At 66.1% G+C, this 19,806-nt stretch carries 13 protein-coding genes and 3 rRNA genes; 4 read left to right on the plus strand and 12 right to left on the minus strand.

The genetic code is table 11. The annotated features are described in order from the left end of the window. Nucleotides 1–18 precede the first annotated feature (18 nt). Nucleotides 19–1,020, minus strand: a complete 1,002-nt coding sequence (locus tag G6N16_RS14415; protein WP_083029066.1) for an HAD-IIA family hydrolase — start codon at nt 1,018–1,020, stop codon at nt 19–21. A gap of 1 nt (nt 1,021) precedes the next feature. Further along, nucleotides 1,022–1,870 carry a tetratricopeptide repeat protein gene (locus G6N16_RS14420; protein ID WP_083029067.1) on the minus strand — a complete coding sequence of 283 codons (849 nt, stop codon included), beginning with the start codon at nt 1,868–1,870 and terminating at the stop codon, nt 1,022–1,024. Nucleotides 1,871–2,038: 168 nt separating this feature from the next. Between G6N16_RS14420 and G6N16_RS14425 the strand changes: the two genes are divergently transcribed. Continuing rightward, entirely contained in the window at nt 2,039–2,455 is a 417-nt protein-coding gene (locus G6N16_RS14425) for a hypothetical protein (RefSeq protein WP_133052859.1), read from the plus strand. A gap of 101 nt (nt 2,456–2,556) precedes the next feature. On the opposite strand, the gene rrf is transcribed toward G6N16_RS14425, so the two are convergent. The 9 genes from rrf to G6N16_RS14470 form a co-directional block, all read right to left on the minus strand. Beyond that, a 5S ribosomal RNA gene (gene rrf, locus G6N16_RS14430) occupies nt 2,557–2,669 on the minus strand. A 220-nt stretch (nt 2,670–2,889) separates the two neighbouring features. Next, a 23S ribosomal RNA gene (locus tag G6N16_RS14435) occupies nt 2,890–5,997 on the minus strand. Between the two features lie 468 nt (nt 5,998–6,465). Continuing rightward, a 16S ribosomal RNA gene (locus G6N16_RS14440) occupies nt 6,466–7,984 on the minus strand. Together the 16S, 23S and 5S rRNA genes form the textbook arrangement of a ribosomal RNA operon. A 400-nt stretch (nt 7,985–8,384) precedes the next feature. Continuing rightward, nucleotides 8,385–9,665 carry a tyrosine--tRNA ligase gene (tyrS, locus tag G6N16_RS14445; RefSeq protein WP_110810777.1) on the minus strand — a complete coding sequence of 427 codons (1,281 nt, stop codon included), beginning with the start codon at nt 9,663–9,665 and terminating at the stop codon, nt 8,385–8,387. 29 nt (nt 9,666–9,694) lie between these two features. Further along, the gene (locus G6N16_RS14450) at nt 9,695–10,330 is read right to left on the minus strand and encodes a DNA-3-methyladenine glycosylase (RefSeq protein ID WP_083029993.1); all 636 of its coding nucleotides are present in this window, start codon (nt 10,328–10,330) and stop codon (nt 9,695–9,697) included. Between the two features lie 32 nt (nt 10,331–10,362). Continuing rightward, nucleotides 10,363–10,866, minus strand: coding sequence for a DUF2505 domain-containing protein (locus tag G6N16_RS14455; RefSeq protein ID WP_163787891.1), 504 nt, complete (start codon nt 10,864–10,866; stop codon nt 10,363–10,365). 29 nt (nt 10,867–10,895) lie between these two features. Beyond that, complete coding sequence (locus G6N16_RS14460) at nt 10,896–11,096, minus strand: Trm112 family protein (protein ID WP_083029991.1); 201 nt, start codon at nt 11,094–11,096, stop codon at nt 10,896–10,898. A gap of 2 nt (nt 11,097–11,098) precedes the next feature. After that, the gene (locus G6N16_RS14465; RefSeq protein ID WP_133052900.1) at nt 11,099–11,533 is read right to left on the minus strand and encodes a hypothetical protein; all 435 of its coding nucleotides are present in this window, start codon (nt 11,531–11,533) and stop codon (nt 11,099–11,101) included. Nucleotides 11,534–11,621: 88 nt separating this feature from the next. Then, complete coding sequence (locus G6N16_RS14470; protein ID WP_234805770.1) at nt 11,622–14,546, minus strand: acyl-CoA synthetase; 2,925 nt, start codon at nt 14,544–14,546, stop codon at nt 11,622–11,624. A 152-nt stretch (nt 14,547–14,698) separates the two neighbouring features. On the opposite strand from G6N16_RS14470, the gene G6N16_RS14475 reads away from it, so the two are divergent. The 3 genes from G6N16_RS14475 (at nt 14,699) to G6N16_RS14485 (ending at nt 18,322) form a co-directional block, all read left to right on the plus strand. After that, entirely contained in the window at nt 14,699–16,540 is a 1,842-nt protein-coding gene (locus G6N16_RS14475) for an ABC-F family ATP-binding cassette domain-containing protein (RefSeq protein WP_083029988.1), read from the plus strand. Between the two features lie 29 nt (nt 16,541–16,569). Next, nucleotides 16,570–16,956, plus strand: a complete 387-nt coding sequence (locus G6N16_RS14480; protein ID WP_083029987.1) for a DUF2237 family protein — start codon at nt 16,570–16,572, stop codon at nt 16,954–16,956. Between the two features lie 136 nt (nt 16,957–17,092). Next, nucleotides 17,093–18,322 (plus strand): ATP-binding protein, encoded by a 1,230-nt coding sequence (locus tag G6N16_RS14485; RefSeq protein WP_083029986.1) that lies wholly within the window; start codon nt 17,093–17,095, stop codon nt 18,320–18,322. Nucleotides 18,323–18,326: 4 nt separating this feature from the next. Here G6N16_RS14485 and G6N16_RS14490 read toward each other — a convergent pair whose 3' ends face one another. Next, entirely contained in the window at nt 18,327–19,802 is a 1,476-nt protein-coding gene (locus tag G6N16_RS14490; RefSeq protein ID WP_110810776.1) for a tetratricopeptide repeat protein, read from the minus strand. Between the last annotated feature and the right edge of the window lie 4 nt (nt 19,803–19,806).

Here is a 19,806-nt window from a genome sequence, read left to right on the forward strand (position 1 = left end):
TAACGCTAGCGGATCGGGTCAGGCCAGCAGCGACCAGCGGCGCAGTGCACCCGCGGCCGCCTCGTCCCCGGGACGCAGTTCGGGATCGGCTCCGATGCGCTGCGACCACAGGGCGTCGGCGGCCACCCGCACCACCGACAGGTCATCGCCGGGTTCACCCGTGGCGAAGATCGTGACAGCGCCGTCGAGCCCGATGTCGGTGTGCCAGGCCGGATGCGGGCCGATCAGCGCCTCGGAAACCGGAGCGAAGAGCCCGCGCAGGTCATGGGTCAGATAGCTGGGCCGCTCCTCGGGGATGGCGCGGACCAGCGTGGCCGGCGTGCACACCCCGGTGAGTACCACCAGGCTGGGCAGTCCGGCCGCGTTCGCACCGGCGATGTCGGTGTCGAGGCGGTCGCCCACCACCAGTGGGTGCGCAAAGTCTCCCCGCGCCAATGCGGCGTCCATCATGGTTCGGGCCGGTTTGCCGGCGACAAGCGGTTCCACACCGGTGGCGACCCGGACTGCGGCCACCAGCGATCCGTTGCCCGGCAGCAGACCGCGTTCCGATGGCAGGGTCAGGTCGAGATTGGTGGCTACCCACAGGGCCCCGGACTGAATGGCCAGTGCGGCCTCGGCCAGGTCCGCCCAGCCGATGTCGGGTGAGTAGCCCTGGATGACGGCGGCCGGCGCGTCGTCGAAGGTGCGAACCGGCTCCAGCCCGACGGCGCGGACCTCTCCGGCCAGCGAGGCGCTGCCCAGGACCAGCACCCGGGCACCGGGTGCCAGGCGATCGGCGAGCATCCGGGCGCCGGCTTGGGCGCTGGTGACGACATCGTCCGGGTCGGCGGGGAACCCCATCGAGTGCAGATGATCGGCGACTTGATCGGCGCTGCGGGAGGCGTTGTTGGTCACCCAGAAGGTGCGCGCGGGTATCTCGGCGACGGCGTCGACGGCGCCCGGCGTGGGCTCATGGCCACAGAAGACGGTTCCGTCGAGGTCCAGCAGCAGGGCGTCGAAGGTGGTGGCGAACGTGGTCAACTCAGCTCAGTTCTTCGACACGGTCCTCGGCGTCGGTGACGCCCTCCACGTCGGCGTCGGCCGCGCGCAGGAACCACTGCAACGCTTCGTCACGACGATCCAGCGCGACCAGGGTATCCGCGTAGGCGTAGGCCAGCCGGGCCGCGGTCGACCCGACGGCCTCCGGGTCCGGGGCGGGCGAGCCGAGGACTGCCAGGGCCTGCTCGAGCTGGCCGAGGTCGGCGCGGGCGCCGGCGACGACGATGCGCAGTTCGTCTGCGTCGTCACCGGTGAGCTCGGCAGCCTCGGTGGATTTGGACAGTTCGATGGCCTTCTCCGGGCGGCCGACGCCGCGTTCGCAGTCGGCGATCAGCGGGAGCAGTGCCGATTTGCTGCCCATCCGCCGCGCGGCCCGGAACTCAGCGAGTGCCTGGTTCCAGTCGCCGCAGTGGTAGGCCGCGATGCCGACGGCTTCGCGGATCGCCGCGATCCGCCCCGAGCGGGTGCGCGCGGCCTGCGCGTGGGCAAGGGCGGCTTCGGGGTCTTCGTCGAGTAGGTTGCCCGCGGCGACCAGATGCCGAGCAATGGTGTCGGCGGTGTTTTTGCTCAGGGTGCTCAGCTCCCGGCGCACTTCCGGTGCGAGCTGGGATGCTTCGACGTCGGCCGGGATGGCCGGACCCTGCTCTTCCGGGCGGTCACCGCCGTCGCGGTCCGGCCGTGCATCCTGGTCCTGGCGGGGCCGACGGTCACGGAACTGCCCGGATCCGCGCGGCCCGTCCGGGCGCCCGCCGCGGCGCTGCTGTCCTCCCGGGCCACCGGGCTTACCGCCGCGGAACGGACGACGTTCGCCACCCTGCCTGTTGTCGACCACGTCAACCCTTCGCTATGGAAAATGTCCTGTCAGGATACGTGCCGCCCGTCTCCGGCCGCGCGCGCCGGTGTCAATTTGCCTGGCGATTCCCTATTCGGAGTCTCGATGTCGGGATTACACTTCCCGAACCATTTCATCACGAATTCATAACGACACCCTGGGGGCAACATGAAAGCTCTGCACATGGTGGCCGCGGCCGCCGTATTCGCCGGCACGGCGACGGTACTCGCCGGGCCTGTGACCGCCGATGCCGATCTCAGCGGCACCTATGCCGTGACGTGGGACCTGAGTCAAGCCACGGCGTTGAAGAATCCCGAGGTAAAGAACGAGCGGTGGACCGTCACGCCCTGCGGGGCGGGCTGCGCGGATGTAAAACCGGATAAGGGCATTGCCGGCCAAATGCATCTGGTCGACGGCCGCTGGGAAATGACGCGCACCGCCACCCTGATGAACTGCAACCCAGGCCAGCCGGACCAAACGACCACCACGTCGATCGATGCGGCGACACTGGAGGGCACCCAGCGCACCGAGGTGCACTGCGCGGGGAAGAGTTATGAGGGTCCGATATCGCTGGTCAAGGCCTAACGCAATAGCGCGGATTACCCCTCGGATAACAAATTCCGAATAGGTGATCTGCCTTTCTGGGTATTACAAAACCCCCCGCTTTTGCGGGGGGTTTTGTGTGTGTTCGGCGGTGTCCTACTTTTCCACCCTGTTGGGCAGTATCATCGGCGCTGGTAGGCTTAGCTTCCGGGTTCGGGATGGGTCCGGGCGTTTCCCTGCCGCTGTGGCCGCCGTAACTCTATTTTATTGTATCTGGTGTCTTGGTGGTGGGTGGCGCGGCCCCGTTTGTGGGGGGTGCTGCCGGCCCGGTTGTCACCGTGGTCACCATTGAAGTGTGTGTTTGGTGGTGGGGTGTGGGTGGTTTGTGGTGGTTGCGAGACAGTGTGTCTATGTTTTCGTCATTGGTTTTGGCTTACATTTGTTCCCGGTCCGACCCTTTTGTGGGGGTTGGTGGGTGTTGTAAGTTTTCGGCCGGTTAGTACCAGTTCCCTGAACACCTTGCGGTGCGTGTAGGTCTGGCCTATCGATCCCGTGGTCTGCGGGGGGCCTTATCCCTCCTAGAGGGTGAGAAGCCTGGTCTTGGAGAAGGTTTCCCGCTTAGATGCTTTCAGCGGTTATCCTGTCCGAACGTAGCCATCCAGCGATGCCCCTGGTGGGACAACTGGTATACCAGAGGTTCGTCCGTCCCGGTCCTCTCGTACTAGGGACAGGTTTCCTCAAGCTTCTGACGCGCGCGGCGGATAGAGACCGAACTGTCTCACGACGTTCTAAACCCAGCTCGCGTGCCGCTTTAATGGGCGAACAGCCCAACCCTTGGGACCTGCTCCAGCCCCAGGATGCGACGAGCCGACATCGAGGTGCCAAACCATCCCGTCGATATGGACTCTTGGGGAAGATCAGCCTGTTATCCCCGGGGTACCTTTTATCCGTTGAGCGACACCCCTTCCACTCAGAGGTGCCGGATCACTAGTCCCGACTTTCGTCCCTGCTTGACGTGTAGGTCTCGCAGTCAAGCTCCCTTGTGCACTTACACTCAACACCTGATTGCCGTCCAGGTTGAGGGAACCTTTGGGCGCCTCCGTTACATTTTAGGAGGCAACCGCCCCAGTTAAACTACCCACCAGGCACTGTTCCTGAACCGGATATACGGTCCGAGGTTAGAGGTCCAATACGATCAGAGTGGTATTTCAACAATGACTCCACCCACACTGGCGTGCGAGCTTCACAGTCTCCCACCTATCCTACACAAACCGTACCGAACATCAATACCAAGTTGTAGTGAAGGTCCCGGGGTCTTTTCGTCCTGCCGCGCGTAACGAGCATCTTTACTCGTAGTGCAATTTCGCCGAGTCTATGGTTGAGACAGTTGAGAAGTCGTTACGCCATTCGTGCAGGTCGGAACTTACCCGACAAGGAATTTCGCTACCTTAGGATGGTTATAGTTACCACCGCCGTTTACTGGGGCTTAAATTCTCCGCTTCACCTTTAACAGTTAACGGGTCCTCTTAACCTTCCAGCACCGGGCAGGCGTCAGTCCGTATACATCGTCTTGCGACTTCGCACGGACCTGTGTTTTTAGTAAACAGTCGCTTCTCACTGGTTTGTGCCACCCCCCACCGCTGCCCACCGCAAGGGTGTTGACAGTAGGGGGTCCTCCTTCTCCCGAAGTTACGGAGGTATTTTGCCGAGTTCCTTAACCATAGTTCACTCGTACGCCTTAGTATTCTCTACCTGACCACCTGTGTTGGTTTGGGGTACGGGCCGTGTGTTGGCTCGCTAGAGGCTTTTCTCGGCAGCATAGGATCACCGAATTCGCCTCAATCGGCTATGCATCACCTCTCAGGATTAATGAAACCCGGATTTGCCTAGGTTTCTCCCTACAGGCTTGCCCCAGTACAACCACTGACTGGTACGGCTACCTTCCTGCGTCACCCCATCGCTTGACTACTACCCGCCTGGGTCCCGCGCAGCCGGCCGGAGCGGACTCCCGAAGGAGACCATCACCAGCCTTTTGGGCGGTTAGCAAAACGGATTCATCAGGGACGCTCACACACGGGTACGGGAATATCAACCCGTTGTCCATCGACTACGCCTGTCGGCCTCGCCTTAGGTCCCGACTCACCCTGGGCGGACTGGCCTGCCCCAGGAACCCTTGGTCTTTCGGCGGGCAAGGTTCTCACTTGCCTTATCGCTACTCATGCCTGCATTCTCACTCCCACACCCTCCACAACTCGTTCACACGGCTGCTTCACCGGATGCAGGACGCTCCCCTACCCAATACTTACGTATTGCCGCGGCTTCGGCGGTGTGCTTGAGCCCCGCTACATTATCGGCGCACAATCACTTGACCAGTGAGCTATTACGCACTCTTTCAAGGGTGGCTGCTTCTAAGCCAACCTCCTGGTTGTCTTCGCGACTGCACATCCTTTTCCACTTAGCACACTCTTAGGGGCCTTAGCCGGCGATCTGGGCTGTTTCCCTCTCGACGCACGGAGCTTATCCCCCGCCGTCTCACTGCCACACTTACACGTACCGGCATTCGGAGTTTGGCTGACGTCAGTAACCTAGTAGGGCCCATCGGCCATCCAGTAGCTCTACCTCCAGCACGCAACATGTGACGCTGCACCTAAATGCATTTCGGGGAGAACCAGCTATCACGGAGTTTGATTGGCCTTTCACCCCTACCCACAACTCATCCCCTCAGTCTTCAACCTAAGTGGGTTCGGGCCTCCACGCGGTCTTACCCGCGCTTCACCCTGGCCATGGGTAGATCACTCCGCTTCGGGTCCAGAACATGCCACTACACCCCTTACGGGGATACGCCCTATTCAGACTCGCTTTCGCTACGGCTACCCCACACGGGTTAACCTCGCGACATGCCCCTGACTCGCAGGCTCATTCTTCAAAAGGCACGCCATCACCCCACGTTAAAAACGAAGGCTCTGACGGATTGTAAGCGCACGGTTTCAGGTACTATTTCACTCCCCTCCCGGGGTACTTTTCACCATTCCCTCACGGTACTAATCCGCTATCGGTCACTGAGAAGTATTCAGGCTTACCGGGTGGTCCCGGCAGATTCACAGCAGATTCCACGGGCCCGCTGCTACTCGGGAACCAACGACAACAGAGTTCGAGTTTTCACCTACCGGGCTCTCACCGTCTACGGCAGACCATCCCAGGCCACTTCGACTAACACGAACTTTTCTCACTGCTGCCCAGATCGGCGGATCTGAGAACGCTGGCCCCACAACACCGCATGCACAACCCCCGCCGGGTATCACATACACACGGTTTAGCCATCCTCCGCTTTCGCTCGCCACTACTCACGGAATCACAATTGTTTTCTCTTCCTACGGGTACTGAGATGTTTCACTTCCCGCGTTCCCCCGACACCTATGTATTCAGTGCCGGGTGACACGACATCACTCGTGCCGGGTTTCCCCATTCGGACATCCTCGGATCACAGCTCGGTTGACAGCTCCCCGAGGCTTATCGCAGCCTCCTACGTCCTTCATCGGCTCCCAGTGCCAAGGCATCCACCATGCGCCCTTAAACACTTACAACACAAAACAAACCAAGAAAAATGAGAAAAAAGAATCACACTACAACAAACCACACCAACCAACACTGACGAAAAACCATCCCCCACAAAGAGAGACAGCCCCGCCAGAGCCGGCCACATCGTGCGGCTTGATGCTCGCAACCACTATCCACAAATCAAACACCACACCCCACCACCAAGCAGGGCGACAATCAGAACCCCCAACCAACAGTCAGGGACCAGCACCCACCACACCCAAAAAAACAGGGGGCGAGCCTGCGGGCCTGTTGCCTCAGGACCCAACAGTGTGTTCAGCGACCCCAGCCCCACGTTCCCGTAGACCAGGCGACACCCCCGAAACCGGGACGTGCCTCAATGTTTGTTGTGCACCCACCAGAATCCCACTACAGAACCCTGGCACCTCTCCCAACCACCAGATCCCACACGATTGCGGGGGCGGGGGAACCTTCACGGTATCGGTGCTCCTTAGAAAGGAGGTGATCCAGCCGCACCTTCCGGTACGGCTACCTTGTTACGACTTCGTCCCAATCGCCGATCCCACCTTCGACAGCTCCCTCCCACAAGGGGTTAGGCCACCGGCTTCGGGTGTTACCGACTTTCATGACGTGACGGGCGGTGTGTACAAGGCCCGGGAACGTATTCACCGCAGCGTTGCTGATCTGCGATTACTAGCGACTCCGACTTCACGGGGTCGAGTTGCAGACCCCGATCCGAACTGAGACCGGCTTTCAAGGATTCGCTCCACCTTACGGCATCGCAGCCCTTTGTACCGGCCATTGTAGCATGTGTGAAGCCCTGGACATAAGGGGCATGATGACTTGACGTCATCCCCACCTTCCTCCGAGTTGACCCCGGCAGTCTCTCACGAGTCCCCACCATAACGTGCTGGCAACATGAGACAAGGGTTGCGCTCGTTGCGGGACTTAACCCAACATCTCACGACACGAGCTGACGACAGCCATGCACCACCTGCACACAGGCCACAAGGGAACCGACATCTCTGCCGGCGTCCTGTGCATGTCAAACCCAGGTAAGGTTCTTCGCGTTGCATCGAATTAATCCACATGCTCCGCCGCTTGTGCGGGCCCCCGTCAATTCCTTTGAGTTTTAGCCTTGCGGCCGTACTCCCCAGGCGGGGTACTTAATGCGTTAGCTACGGCACGGATCCCAAGGAAGGAAACCCACACCTAGTACCCACCGTTTACGGCGTGGACTACCAGGGTATCTAATCCTGTTCGCTCCCCACGCTTTCGCTCCTCAGCGTCAGTTACTGCCCAGAGACCCGCCTTCGCCACCGGTGTTCCTCCTGATATCTGCGCATTCCACCGCTACACCAGGAATTCCAGTCTCCCCTGCAGTACTCTAGTCTGCCCGTATCGCCCGCACGCCCACAGTTAAGCTGTGAGTTTTCACGAACAACGCGACAAACCACCTACGAGCTCTTTACGCCCAGTAATTCCGGACAACGCTCGCACCCTACGTATTACCGCGGCTGCTGGCACGTAGTTGGCCGGTGCTTCTTCTATAGGTACCGTCACTTACGCTTCGTCCCTACTGAAAGAGGTTTACAACCCGAAGGCCGTCATCCCCCACGCGGCGTCGCTGCATCAGGCTTGCGCCCATTGTGCAATATTCCCCACTGCTGCCTCCCGTAGGAGTCTGGGCCGTATCTCAGTCCCAGTGTGGCCGGTCACCCTCTCAGGCCGGCTACCCGTCGTCGCCTTGGTAGGCCATCACCCCACCAACAAGCTGATAGGCCGCGGGCCCATCCCACACCGCAAAAGCTTTCCACCACAACCCATGCAGGCCGTAGTCCTATCCGGTATTAGACCCAGTTTCCCAGGCTTATCCCAAAGTGCAGGGCAGATCACCCACGTGTTACTCACCCGTTCGCCACTCGAGTACCCCGAAGGGCCTTTCCGTTCGACTTGCATGTGTTAAGCACGCCGCCAGCGTTCGTCCTGAGCCAGGATCAAACTCTCCAAACAAAAACCCCCACACAACAGTGCAGGCACGATTTTCAATCAGAAAAAATGATCACAAACAAAAGACACCAAAAACTGGCATCCAAAAAAACAACCACACCCTAAACGGGAAAAAGAATGCGGCCAAAAAACAACAAACAAAAACCACCAAACACACTATTGAGTTCTCAAACAACACGCCCTACCCTGCTCAGGCCGCAAGCTAACCACCGGCTTGAAAAAGCCGCTGGTTGTCGTGCGGACTGTGGGGCCATCCTGAGATTCAGGCTGCTTCCCGAGGGAGGTTGTCGCGCTTCCCGGCGGACCGTGTCGCAGCGACGTCGACTAAGTTACGTCCCGGCAAAGTAAGAGTCAAATCGCCTGGTCAGCAGCACTTTCCGGAAAGAAGGCGCTGGTCGGGCGGTCAGACCCGAGCCACTCCCGCGATGTTGCGTTTCCCGCGGCGCAGCACCAGCCAGCGTCCGTGCAGAAACTCACCCGGCTCCGGCGTCCAGTCCTCGGCGGTGATCCGGGCGTTGTTCACCGACACACCGCCCTCGGCGACCGCCCGCTTGGCCGCGCCCCGGCTGGCCGAGAGCCCGGTGGCCACCAGCAGGTCGATGATCCCATCGGGCGTACCGGCGCCCAGTTTGGCGACCTCGTTGCCGCCGGCCTCACGCAGCGCCGCCGCCAGGGTCGGCTCGTCGAGCTCGGAGAGTTCGGCGCGGCCGAACAGCGCCTGGCTGGCCAACTCGACCTGGGTGGTGGCACGCTCGCCGTGTACCAGCGTGGTCAGTTCGCGGGCCAACCGTCGTTGCGCAGCACGCTGCTGTGGACGGTCTTCGGTGGCGTCGGTCAGCGCGGTCAGCTCGTCGGCGTCGAGGAAGGTGAACCAGCGCAGGTAGCGGATGACGTCGGCGTCGGCGGTGTTCACGAAGTACTGGTACCAGGCGTACGGGCTCGTCATCTCGGGGTTCAGCCACAGGCTGCCGCCGCCGGTGGATTTGCCGAACTTGGTCCCGTCGCTCGCGGTGACCAGCGGCACGGTCAGTGCGTGCACGGTCTCGCCGAGCTTCTGGCGGACCAGGCGCACCCCGGCGATGATGTTGCCCCACTGGTCGGAGCCGCCGACCTGCAGCCGGCAGCCGTGGCGCCGGTGCAGTTCCACGTAGTCGTTGGCCTGCAGCAGCATGTAGCTGAACTCGGTGTAGGAGATGCCCTCGCCCTCCAGGCGGCGGCGGATGGTGTCGCGGTCGAGCATCACGTTCACCGAGAAGTGCTTGCCCACGTCGCGCAGGAACTCGATCGCCGACAGCGGCCCGGTCCAGGTGAGGTTGTTCTCGACGAGGGCCGAGGTCGGCGACGAGTCGAAGTCCACGAACCGCTCCAGCTGCCCGCGGATCTGATCGGACCACTGGGCGACCAGGTCCTCGGAGTGCATGCTGCGCTCCCCCACGTCGCGTGGGTCGCCGATCAACCCGGTCGCGCCGCCGGCCATCACGATCGGTCGGTGACCGGCGCGCTGGAAGCGTCGCAGCGCCAGCAGCGGCACCAGGTGCCCCGCGTGCAGACTGGGCGCCGTCGGGTCGAACCCGGCGTAGACGGTGATCGGACCGCGGGCGACCTCGGCGGACAAGGCGTCGAGGTCGGTGGACTGGGCGATCAGGCCGCGCCAGGTCAGCTCGTCGAGAATCGTGGCAGTCATGCGGTGATCTTCCCGCATTCGCCACCGGGCTAGTCGCTGAGCCCCGGCGCGGGCGCTCGGGGGCTGCGCCGAAACGCCGACACCTCGGCCCGATCGGGCAGCCAGAAACGCCAGGGCCGGTCGGCTGCCTTGCTCACCCCGACGCGGGGGCCCCCCGCCACCACGGCCGGCGCCGCGCCCGCCAGTTCCAGCCGGATCGGTGAATCGGGGTCGAAGAGATCGATGCCGTTGTCGTCCATGGTGATGCCCAGCGCCGAACACAGGTTGCCGGGTCCGCGAGCCAATACCGGCTCTGCGACGGCTCCGCGTCGGGCCCGGGCGATGTCGGTGCCGTCGGTGACCACCGCGGCGCGCAGCAGCACCGCCGCGGCGGTGCCGTCGGGGCCGCAGGCGACGTTGGCGCAAACGTGGATGCCGTGGCTGCGATACGTGTAGAGGCGACCGGCCGGCCCGAACATGACGGCGTTGCGGCCGGTGGGACCGCGATAGGAGTGTGCGGCGGGGTCCGGCCACGGTCCGTCGGGAACGCCCCCGTAGGCCTCGACCTCGACGACCCGGCCGGTGACCCCACGCCCACTCACGGTTGCGCCCAGCAGTCGGAGCGCGGCCGCCGCGGGATCGCAGGCCAGCGATTGGGCCGTCGCGCCGGGAGTCACCTTGCGCATTGTGCCCGAGGCGCCGATCGGCGGGCCGACGGTCAAGCGTTCTGCGTGATCCACGCCGCGGTGTAGAGCTGGATCTGCCGGATCTCCTCGACGATCTGGCCGACGACGAACTTCTCCAGCTGGCCGCCCAGCAGCGGAATCTTGACCTTGACCCGGCCGGTGACCGACATCCGTGATCCGCCCGGCACCTGTTCGACTCGGGCCGTGCCATCCCCGGACAGCGGCATCCCGTCGCCGGTGATGACCAGGTCGGAGACGGCCGCGCCGTCGTCGGCGAGCCGCCAGGTTTCGGCGCGGGTGACCTTCGCGCCGCCTCGAATCAGGTGGGCGAACGCGGCGGGCAGCACCGCTTCCTGCAGGTCCTGGATGGTGCTCACCGCCACCGAGCCGTCGGGCGCGACGTCGAACGCGGCCAGTGACATGCTGTCGCCGTAGGCGGTCACCCGATCCTGCCAGTACTGCTCCCGGGAGAACGCGGCGAACACATCGTCGACACTTGGTTCGGCGTCGACCGTCACCTCGAATGGCCGTGACACGATGATCCCCCCGGATTGAACGCGGTCAGTCAGTTCGCCGCGCAGAGCTTGGCGTGTTCCTCGTCGTCGACATCGCGGGCCTCGTCGACCAGCAGCACCGGGATCCCGTCGTCGATGCGGTAGGCGCGCCGCAGCCGCGGGTTGTACAACAGCGCCTCGGACTCGACGTAGAGCAGCGAGCCGCGATCAGCAGGGCAGACCAGGATGTCCAGGAGGGCGGAATCGAGCACGATCAGCGCCCCGGCATCGGGATCGCCCGATCGTAGTTGTCGTGGATGGGGTCACCCTGGTTCGGGTTCATCGGGGTCCAGGTACCGGCCTTCGGGGTGCCGATCTCCGGGGACTGCCCGAGTTGGCTCTGCCGCTTCTTCTGATGAGCGACGGTCGTCTGCAGCGCCGAGAGCAGCGGTGCCTGGTTGGGCCGCTTCGCCAGCGCGGCCTTGACTGCCTCGAGGTCCGCGGGTTTGGGGGCGAAGCCCTGAGCCCGCAGGTTGAGCGCATCGCTGAGCAGGTTGGCGACCTGCCCGGCACCCGCCCCGGTCGAGTACTGACCGGCCAGGTCATCGAGCACATCGGCGGAGGCCGAGGGGGCCAGGCCGATCGCCATGGCCGCGAGAAACCCACCGGCCAGGACCGCGAAGGAAGAGGTCGCCCGACGACGCAACATCACCGAAATCCTTCCTCGCAGGTACCCACCAGCGGACCACACCCGCTTTCGGTGAGCTTAACAGCGGCGGCCCGAGGCCACCGGTCGATCAGTTCTCGTCGACCAGGGCGGCCCGAACCGCGGCCGTCAGCCGCTCGTAGCGGCCGGTTTCGGCGTCCCGGTACCAGCTCTGCCGGCCCGGCTTGGGTACGCCGGCCGCACGCAGCGCGGCGGACTCGGGCCGGTAGACCGTCGACAGCGGCAGTTCGCGCACCACGTGAATCAGGTCGGGCGGCAATCCGACCGCAAGGTCATCGACCGCGTCACCGAGGTCGGCCGGGGTGATGGTCGCACCGGGGCGCAGGCTCACCGCGGTCACCGCCAACTGCCGACCGCGGGCCGAGACCCGATAGGTGACGGCGAGATCGACGGCGTCGATCATGCTGATCGCGTCGGTGATCGGTTCGGCGTACACCGCGCCGCGATCGGTGCGGATCACCTGATTGCGGTTTCCGACCAGCCAAAAGTCGCCGTCGGCGTCCCGGCGGAACAGCGACTCCGTCGACACCCAGGTGTCGGCGGGCGCGAACACCCCGCGTTTGACCGACGCGTTCGGGTCGATCGGGCCGCGCGGCTGCGCCAGCAGCACCCCCACCTCGTCGGGGCCCGGGATCCGGACAAAGCCGCGATCGTCCTCCAGGATCAGATCCTCGTCGGGGTCGTACGCCGCGAGCTGGACCTGGCCGCCGCCGGGCAGCGGCCGTCCCTTCGAGCCGATCTTGGCGCCGGCGACATTGGCCAGCACCGCCTGCCCGTCGGCGGTGGCGAAGAACTCCACCACCCGCGCGGGGGCGAACGCCTCGGTGACCCGCTGCCAGAGACCGGTGGGCATACCGGAGCCGATGAACAGCCGCACCGGGTGATTGCCGTGCAGCACGAACGCCGGATCGTCGATGACCTCGCCGATCATCGCCCAGGTGTAGGACACCACCGTCACGCCGTACTGGCGGACCTCGGTGACGAAGGTGTCCGGGTGCAGCCCGCGCGACAGTGCGATGCGGGCACCGCCGACGACCGCGCCGCCGAGCGCGACCAGCAGGCCGGACTGGTGGTGCAGCGGCGTCAGGCAGTACACGGTGTCGTTGCGGTCCAGGGCGGCCGTCGACGCGGTGCCGAACGCCGACAGCGCCCAGCGGAAGTTGGTGATCTCCTTGGCGACGAGTTCACCGCCGGCCGAGCTGAACGCCACGAAGGCACGGTCGCGGGCCAGACCGGGATTGGGCCGGTACCAGCCGGGCAGCGCGACCTGATCGGGGTCGATCTGCTCCATGTCGATGACGTCGGCGTCGGCCGGCAGGTGCAGGTCGCGATTCTCACCGCCGCCGAGCACCAGCACCTGCACCGGCAGCCGTCGTGCGGCGTCGAGGTGGGTGGGGTCGGTGATGAGCTCGACGATGCCACCGAGGCGGGTGGCTTCGGCCAGGTCGCCGTCCGGCGGCATGAGTACCGCCACGGCGCCCAGTCGTGACAGCGCGGCGATGGCGACCAGCGCGCTGGGCCGGGTCTCCATCAGCACCCCGACCCGGTCGCCTTGACGGACGCCGACGGCGATCAGGCCGCGGACCACGTTGTCGATACGACGGTCCACGGCCTCGTAGGTGTGCACCCGGCCGTCGAACAGCAGGAACTCGCCGTCGGGCGTGTTACGGGCCTGCTCGGACAAGATGCGGCCCAGGGAGATCCGGGTGTGGTCGTTGACCTGGCCCAGCCGGGTCAGACGCGGCAGCGTGCGGGCGGTTTCGACGGCGATCGTGCGAATCGACCGGTTGGCGGTCACCACGGCGTCGGCGGCGGTCTTGACGACGGCCAGCGCGACCTCCGAGGCTCCGCCCACGCCGGCGACCAGGCGGGCGGCCAGCGGCACCCCGCTCTCGCCGGCCCCCTCGTCGTGCGGAACCATCGGCGCGACGGTTTCCGGGCGGGGTCCCTGCCCGGACAGCCAGAGCACCCAGGCGGCGACCGTCGGCCAGGTGATGGTGGCGGCCTTGGAGCCCACCACCAGGCCGAAGTGGCCGGCGCGCAGCAGCGTCTCGTAGACCTCGGCGTCGGGAGCCGCGTCGCGGATGCCGCGGACGGCGGCGGGCTGACCGATGTCGTCGACCTCGCCGACGAACGCCAGCACCGGGCAGGTGATGTCGGCGAGGGTGACCAGCTGGCCGTTGATGGCGAAGCCGCCGGTCATCATCCGGTTGTGCGCGATGAACTGTTTGAGCAGTTCCGCGATCGCCGGGCCGGACCAGGCGATCCAGCCCTCGGAGTCCAGGAAACGGCGCTGCTGTTCGCGCGGCAGCAGGGCTTCCCGGTCGTGCAGCTGCATCAGGAAGTCCAGCCGCGCCTTGGCGGTTTTCAGCGGGTCCATCATCTGGAAACCGATGCGGGCCATCCAGCCCTGGATGTCGAGGTGGTTGAAGACGTGCTCGGCCATGAAGTCGGCGCCCACGGCGGCCAGGTTCGGCGGCAGGTTCATCGGCAGCGCGGCCAGGGTGTCCACCGGGGAGCCGAACGCGATGATGCTCGCGAGGTCCTTGCTCTTTCGGTAGGCCGCGACCTGGTAGGCCCACATGCCGCCCTGCGAATATCCGGCCAGGTGCACGTCCTTGCCGGTGGTCTTCTTCACCGTGTCGACGGCATCGGAGAGCGCGACGATGTGGTCGGTCAGGGTGCGGCGCATGCCGCCCTCGACCTTGTCCGGCTCACCGAAGTCGATCACCCAGGGATCCAGGCCCGCGGCGTGCAGGATGCCGACCGCGCCGTCCTCCTTGGTGACGTCGAACATGTTCGGCGACATCATCATCGGGTGCACCATCAGCACCGGCTCCCCCGGCTGCGCCGCCCCGGGCCGGGTGTCCGGCGGGAAATAGCGCCGCAGCCGGTACATCGGGACGCTCTCGACGATCTGGAACGGCGAGGCGACCGCGCCCGTTTCCAGGCCGCCGAGGCGCAGCACCTCGAGTCCGTTTTGTGCGGTTGCCATCAGGCGCTCGACCGGTTTGGTCAATGCCGAAAGGTGTAGGTCCACCCGCAACTCCCCTGCCTGCCGCCACGCCGCAGAACCGGTGGACAGCCGTCGTTCCTAGTTGCCCGCGATTGTGGCACAGACACCCGGGGTGATTAGGGTCAGCGACGATGGCACATCTGCTCGGCGCCGAAGCCCTTCACCTGGAATATCCCACTCGGGTCGTTTTCGACGCCGTGTCCCTCGGCGTCGACGACGGCGACCGGATCGGCATCGTCGGCCGCAACGGGGACGGCAAATCGTCGCTGATGGGCATGCTGACCGGCGCGATCAGCCCCGACGGCGGCCGGGTGACCCGCCGCGGCGGACTGCGGGTCGGAGCCCTCGACCAGGCCGACGTGCTCGACGACGAGGCCACCGTGGCCGAGGTGCTGGTCGGGGGCCGAGCCGAACACGAGTGGGCCGGTGACGCCCGGGTCCGCGATGTGGTGGCCGGGTTGGTCGCCGATATCGGCTGGCAGGCGCCGGTGGGCACGCTCTCGGGCGGGCAGCGCCGGCGCGTCCAGCTGGCGGCGCTGCTGATCGACGACTGGGACGTGCTGGCCCTGGACGAGCCGACCAACCACCTCGATGTCGAGGGCATCACCTGGCTGGCCGGGCACCTCAAGACCCGCTGGCCGCGCAACACCGGCGGGTTGCTGCTGGTCACCCACGACCGCTGGTTCCTCGACGAAGTCGCCACCGCCACCTGGGAGGTGCACTCTCGCGTGGTCGAACCGTTCGACGGCGGCTACGCGGCCTATGTGCTGCAGCGGGTCGAACGGGACCGGATCGCCGCGGCGTCGGAGGCGAAACGGCAGAACCTGATGCGCAAGGAGCTGGCCTGGCTGCGCCGGGGTGCGCCGGCCCGGACGTCGAAGCCGAAGTTCCGCATCGACGCGGCCAACGCACTGATCGCCGACGTGCCGCCGATCCGCAACGGCATCGAACTGGCAAAGCTGGCGACCGCGCGGCTCGGAAAGGACGTCGTCGACCTGCTGGACGTCGGTGTCTCGTTCCCCGGGCCGGATGGGCCGGTCACGGTACTGCGCGATGTCGAATGGCGGATCGCCCCCGGTGAGCGAACCGGGATCTTGGGTGCCAACGGCGCCGGGAAGTCGACGCTGCTGGGGCTGATCGCCGGGACGGTGACGCCGTCGTCGGGCCGGGTCAAGCGGGGCAAGACCGTGCAGCTGGGCGTGTTGGACCAGCAGTCGGGTGTGCTCGCCGATGTCGAGGACGACATGGTCCGCGAGGTGGTCGGCCGGCTGCGCACCGACTATTCGGTGGATGGCAAGGACCTGACGCCCACGCAGCTGCTGGAGCGGCTCGGCTTCGACCGTGCTCAGCTGTCCACCCGGGTCCGAGAACTCTCCGGTGGCCAGCGCCGCCGCCTGCAGCTGATGCTGACGCTGCTGGCCGAGCCCAATGTGCTGATCCTCGACGAGCCGACAAATGACGTGGACACCGACATGCTGACGGCCACCGAGGACCTGCTGGACTCCTGGCCGGGCACGCTGATCGTGGTTTCCCACGACCGGTATCTGTTGGAACGGGTTACCGATCAGCAGTACGCGGTGCTCGACGGGCATCTGCGGCATCTGCCCGGCGGGATCGACGAGTACCTGGCGCTGGCCGCCGCACGTGGTCCGTCGACGGGGTCGCCTTCGGGGGGGCCGGCAGGGTCGCCCGCTTCGGCGGCATCGGGTACGGCGACTTCGGCCGGTTCCGCGCCCAAACACGCCGGATTATCCGGGGCCGCACTGCGGGCGGCGGAGAAAGAGATCGCCGCGATCGACCGGTCGCTGGTGAAGCTGGCCGACCGGATCGCCGCCAAGCATCAGGAGCTGGCCGACCACGATCAGTCCGACCACGTCGGGCTGGGCCGGCTCACCGGCGAGCTGCGGGCGTTGGAGGATGAGGTCGCCGACGCCGAGACGCGCTGGCTGGAGTTGTCCGAGCAGCTGGGCTGAGCGGGCCCACTACCCGGCATACTGAGTCGATGTCCGAGCGCAACGTGCTGGGCGGTCCGCTGCAACCCTGCGGCACCGACCCCATGACCGGCTTCTACCGCGACGGATGCTGTTCCAGCGGAGCCGAAGACATCGGCCTGCACACCATTTGCGCGATGGTGACGGCCGAGTTCCTGGAGCACCAACGCGGCATCGGCAACGATCTGTCCACCCCGATGCCGGCCTACCGCTTCCCCGGCCTCGTCCCCGGCGACCGCTGGTGCGTCACGGCGCGCAACTGGTTGCGCGCCCATCTCGACGGGGCAGCCGCCCCGGTGGTGCTGGCGTGCACACACGAACGCACGCTCGAGGTGGTCGACTTGGAGGTGCTGCGCCGGTACGCCGTGGACGTGCCCGACGACATCGCCGACCTCTGAAGCGGTTCGGCGAGTGCGCAGCCCTCAGGGCCGCAGTCAGGTGCGAGCCGGAGATTGCCGCACGTCAGGCTCCCCGGAGTTTTCTAGGCTGTTCTGGTGGCACCACTGATTCGGCACCGCGGTAACCGGAGCTCCGATGAGCGCTGATCTCGAGATCGACAAGCTCACCGCGACGGTCGCCGACTACCCCGACGTCGTCGAGTTGCGGCTGCGGCTGATCCGGTTGCTGGCCGACCGGGGCCGGCACGCCGACGCGCTGGCCCAGGCCGCCGAGGGACTGCGGATCACACCGGACAACGCCGAGATCCGTGCCGAGGTCAACCGGCTGGCCGCCGCGCTCGGCTCCCCGGCGGCCGGCTCCCCGCCGGCAGAGCCCCCGCAGGCAGTCGAAACTCCCAGCGAGGACGGCGGATTCGACTGGGACCGCGCCGAATCCGAGGTCACCGACATCGTCGGCCCGCAGTACGTCGGCGACCCGGCACCCGAGCCGGCCCGCCCCGCCCCGCGCACCGCGACCCGGATGTCCGACGTGGCCGGGATGGACGGGGTCAAGGCCGCGATCGAGATGTCGTTCATCGGGCCGCTGCGCAATCCGGAGCTGGCCCGCGCCTACGGCACCGGGGCCGGCGGCGGGCTGCTGCTCTACGGCCCGCCCGGCTGCGGCAAGACGTTCCTGGCCTCGGCGATCACCGGGGAGCTCGGTGCCCGGTTCTACCCGGTCGGGGTGCCCGACATCGTGGACATGGTCAGCGGCACCACCGAGGCGGCGCTGCAGGATCTGTTCACCACCGCGCGCGACACCGCACCGGCGGTGATCTTCTTCGACGAGATCGACGCGATCGGCCAGAAGCGCTCCCAGCTGCGCGGCGCCAACGTGCTGCGGCAACTGGTCACCCGGTTGCTCACCGAGCTGGAAAACCCGAGCAACGACGGGGTGTTCGTCATCGGCGCCACCAATCACCCGTGGGATCTCGATCCCGCGCTGCGACGGCCGGGGCGGTTCGACCGGATGCTGTTCGTGTCGCCGCCCGACGAGCCGGCGCGTGCCGCGCTTATCCGCGCGCACCTGGCGGGCCGGCCGATCGAGGGCATCGATCTCGATGCGATGGTCGCCACCACCGCCGGCTTCTCGGGCGCCGACGTCGCACTGCTCTGCCGGGCGGCGGCCCAGCGCGCCATGGCCGACGCGGTGGCCGCCGGGGAACCACGCTGCATCACCATGGACGACGTGCGCAAGGTGCTGAAGACGCTTTCCCCCAGTACCGGCCCGTGGTTCTCGATGGCCCGCAACGTCGTCGAATTCTCCAACAGCGACGGGGCTTTCGACGAACTCGCCGCCTACCTGCAGAAGCGCCGCCGGGGCTGACGGCTCAGCCGCCCGGAGTCGGGGGGCTCGAGGGCCGCAACGACGGATCAAAGTGGAACGTCGGCACGGTGAACGTCGGGCGCGGGAAGTTCTCCGGGGACAACGGCCGGACGGTGTAGACGAAATGGGTACCGGCCACATGACCGGCGCACACCGTGAACAGCCAACCGCACCCGGCGACGAACAGCACGGTGAACCCTGAGGTAACCAGTTGGTAGCGCCGCGAGTTCGGCAGCCGCCAGATCTTGACGGCCACCTCGACACACAGCACGGCCATCACGATCGGCAGCACCATCAGCGCGAACCACAGTGCACCGGGCTGGCGGGCGAACATCGACAACGCCCACCCGATGCCGATCGGCACCCCGAGTCCCAGCAGCCAGACCGCCCAGTAACCCTCCTGGTCGGCCAGATGCGTGGCCAAGTCGGTGTCGCCGCCGCGGCGGATCCGGCCCAGCGTCAACAGGAAATGCGCCAGCCCGGCGACCAGAACCGCCACCACCAGCATCCAGTAGGCACCGCGGACCCCGTCGCTGTCCCAGGCCAGCCGCATGAACACCGGCGCAAAGGTGGCCAGCAACACCGCAAACCCCGCCAGTAGCACCCCGGCGGCCGCAAACGGATTACGCCACAACCGTTTCGACAGGTAGCCGCGCGGCAATACCCGGCGCAGCCGGATGAACAGCCGGGTCCAGTGGATCAGCAACGGCGCCGTCAGGATCGGTGTGAGGTGCCGCATCACGCCCGGCGACAGCCAGGCCGACAGCAGCATCACCGCCACCGCGTAGATCCACACGCCGCTGGCGAGTCGGCTCAGCGTCCCCCACACGACCTCCGACAGGGCGTGGCGAGCCTGCCGGTGGGTGGGATCGTCGGCCAGCACCCGGGTCAGCGCCTCGGCCTTGCCGACGGTGAAGTCCTGCAGCCGCGCGTTGGTCGTCGCCAACTCCACGTGCGCCGGGTCCACCGCCAGCCCGGCGGTCACCAGCCGTTTGGCCAGGTCCCTCTCTGTCACCCGCTCGGCGACCAATGCCGCCTGCAACAGCAGGTCCGGGTCGTCGGGGGCGAGATCGGCGACCCGCTCCAGTGCGGCGAGCGTCTCGCGCTTGTTGGCGCCGAAGGCGCTGCCCTGCGAAAGGCAGGTGGCCAGCAGGGCGTGCGCCGACGGGTCGGCAGGGTCGAGCTCGACCACCCGGCGGGCGATCTCGACGGCATCGTCGACATCGTCGATGAGCAGATTCAGCCGGGCCAGCACCCGCAGCGCAGCGCGGTCGTCCGGGTCGTTGTCCAGCGCCGCCGTCGCGCACCGGTAGGCGGTGACAGGATCGCCGGTCTGCAGCGACAGATTCGCCAGTCCGGCCAACAGGTCGGGGTCATCGGGTTCCTCGGCCAGTCCGTCGCGCAGCGCTTGGGCGGCCTCGTCGTGTCGGCCCAGATCCGCGAGCAGCTGGGCGCGCGCCAGAACCGCCCCGGTGTCCAACCCG

Origin of the sequence: Mycolicibacterium insubricum (assembly GCF_010731615.1) — a bacterium.
Classification (GTDB): domain Bacteria; phylum Actinomycetota; class Actinomycetes; order Mycobacteriales; family Mycobacteriaceae; genus Mycobacterium; species Mycobacterium insubricum.

What these genes read in the sequence shown, in the direction of transcription:
- G6N16_RS14480 (WP_083029987.1), top strand. Translation starts at nt 16,570, where the DNA reads ATGTCCGAGCGCAACGTGCTGGGCGGTCCGCTGCAACCCTGCGGCACC.
- G6N16_RS14485 (WP_083029986.1), top strand. Translation starts at nt 17,093, where the DNA reads ATGAGCGCTGATCTCGAGATCGACAAGCTCACCGCGACGGTCGCCGAC.
- G6N16_RS14425 (WP_133052859.1), top strand. Translation starts at nt 2,039, where the DNA reads ATGAAAGCTCTGCACATGGTGGCCGCGGCCGCCGTATTCGCCGGCACG.
- G6N16_RS14450 (WP_083029993.1), bottom strand. Translation starts at nt 10,330, where the DNA reads ATGCGCAAGGTGACTCCCGGCGCGACGGCCCAATCGCTGGCCTGCGAT.
- G6N16_RS14470 (WP_234805770.1), bottom strand. Translation starts at nt 14,546, where the DNA reads ATGGCAACCGCACAAAACGGACTCGAGGTGCTGCGCCTCGGCGGCCTG.
- G6N16_RS14465 (WP_133052900.1), bottom strand. Translation starts at nt 11,533, where the DNA reads ATGTTGCGTCGTCGGGCGACCTCTTCCTTCGCGGTCCTGGCCGGTGGG.
- G6N16_RS14475 (WP_083029988.1), top strand. Translation starts at nt 14,699, where the DNA reads ATGGCACATCTGCTCGGCGCCGAAGCCCTTCACCTGGAATATCCCACT.
- tyrS (WP_110810777.1), bottom strand. Translation starts at nt 9,665, where the DNA reads ATGACTGCCACGATTCTCGACGAGCTGACCTGGCGCGGCCTGATCGCC.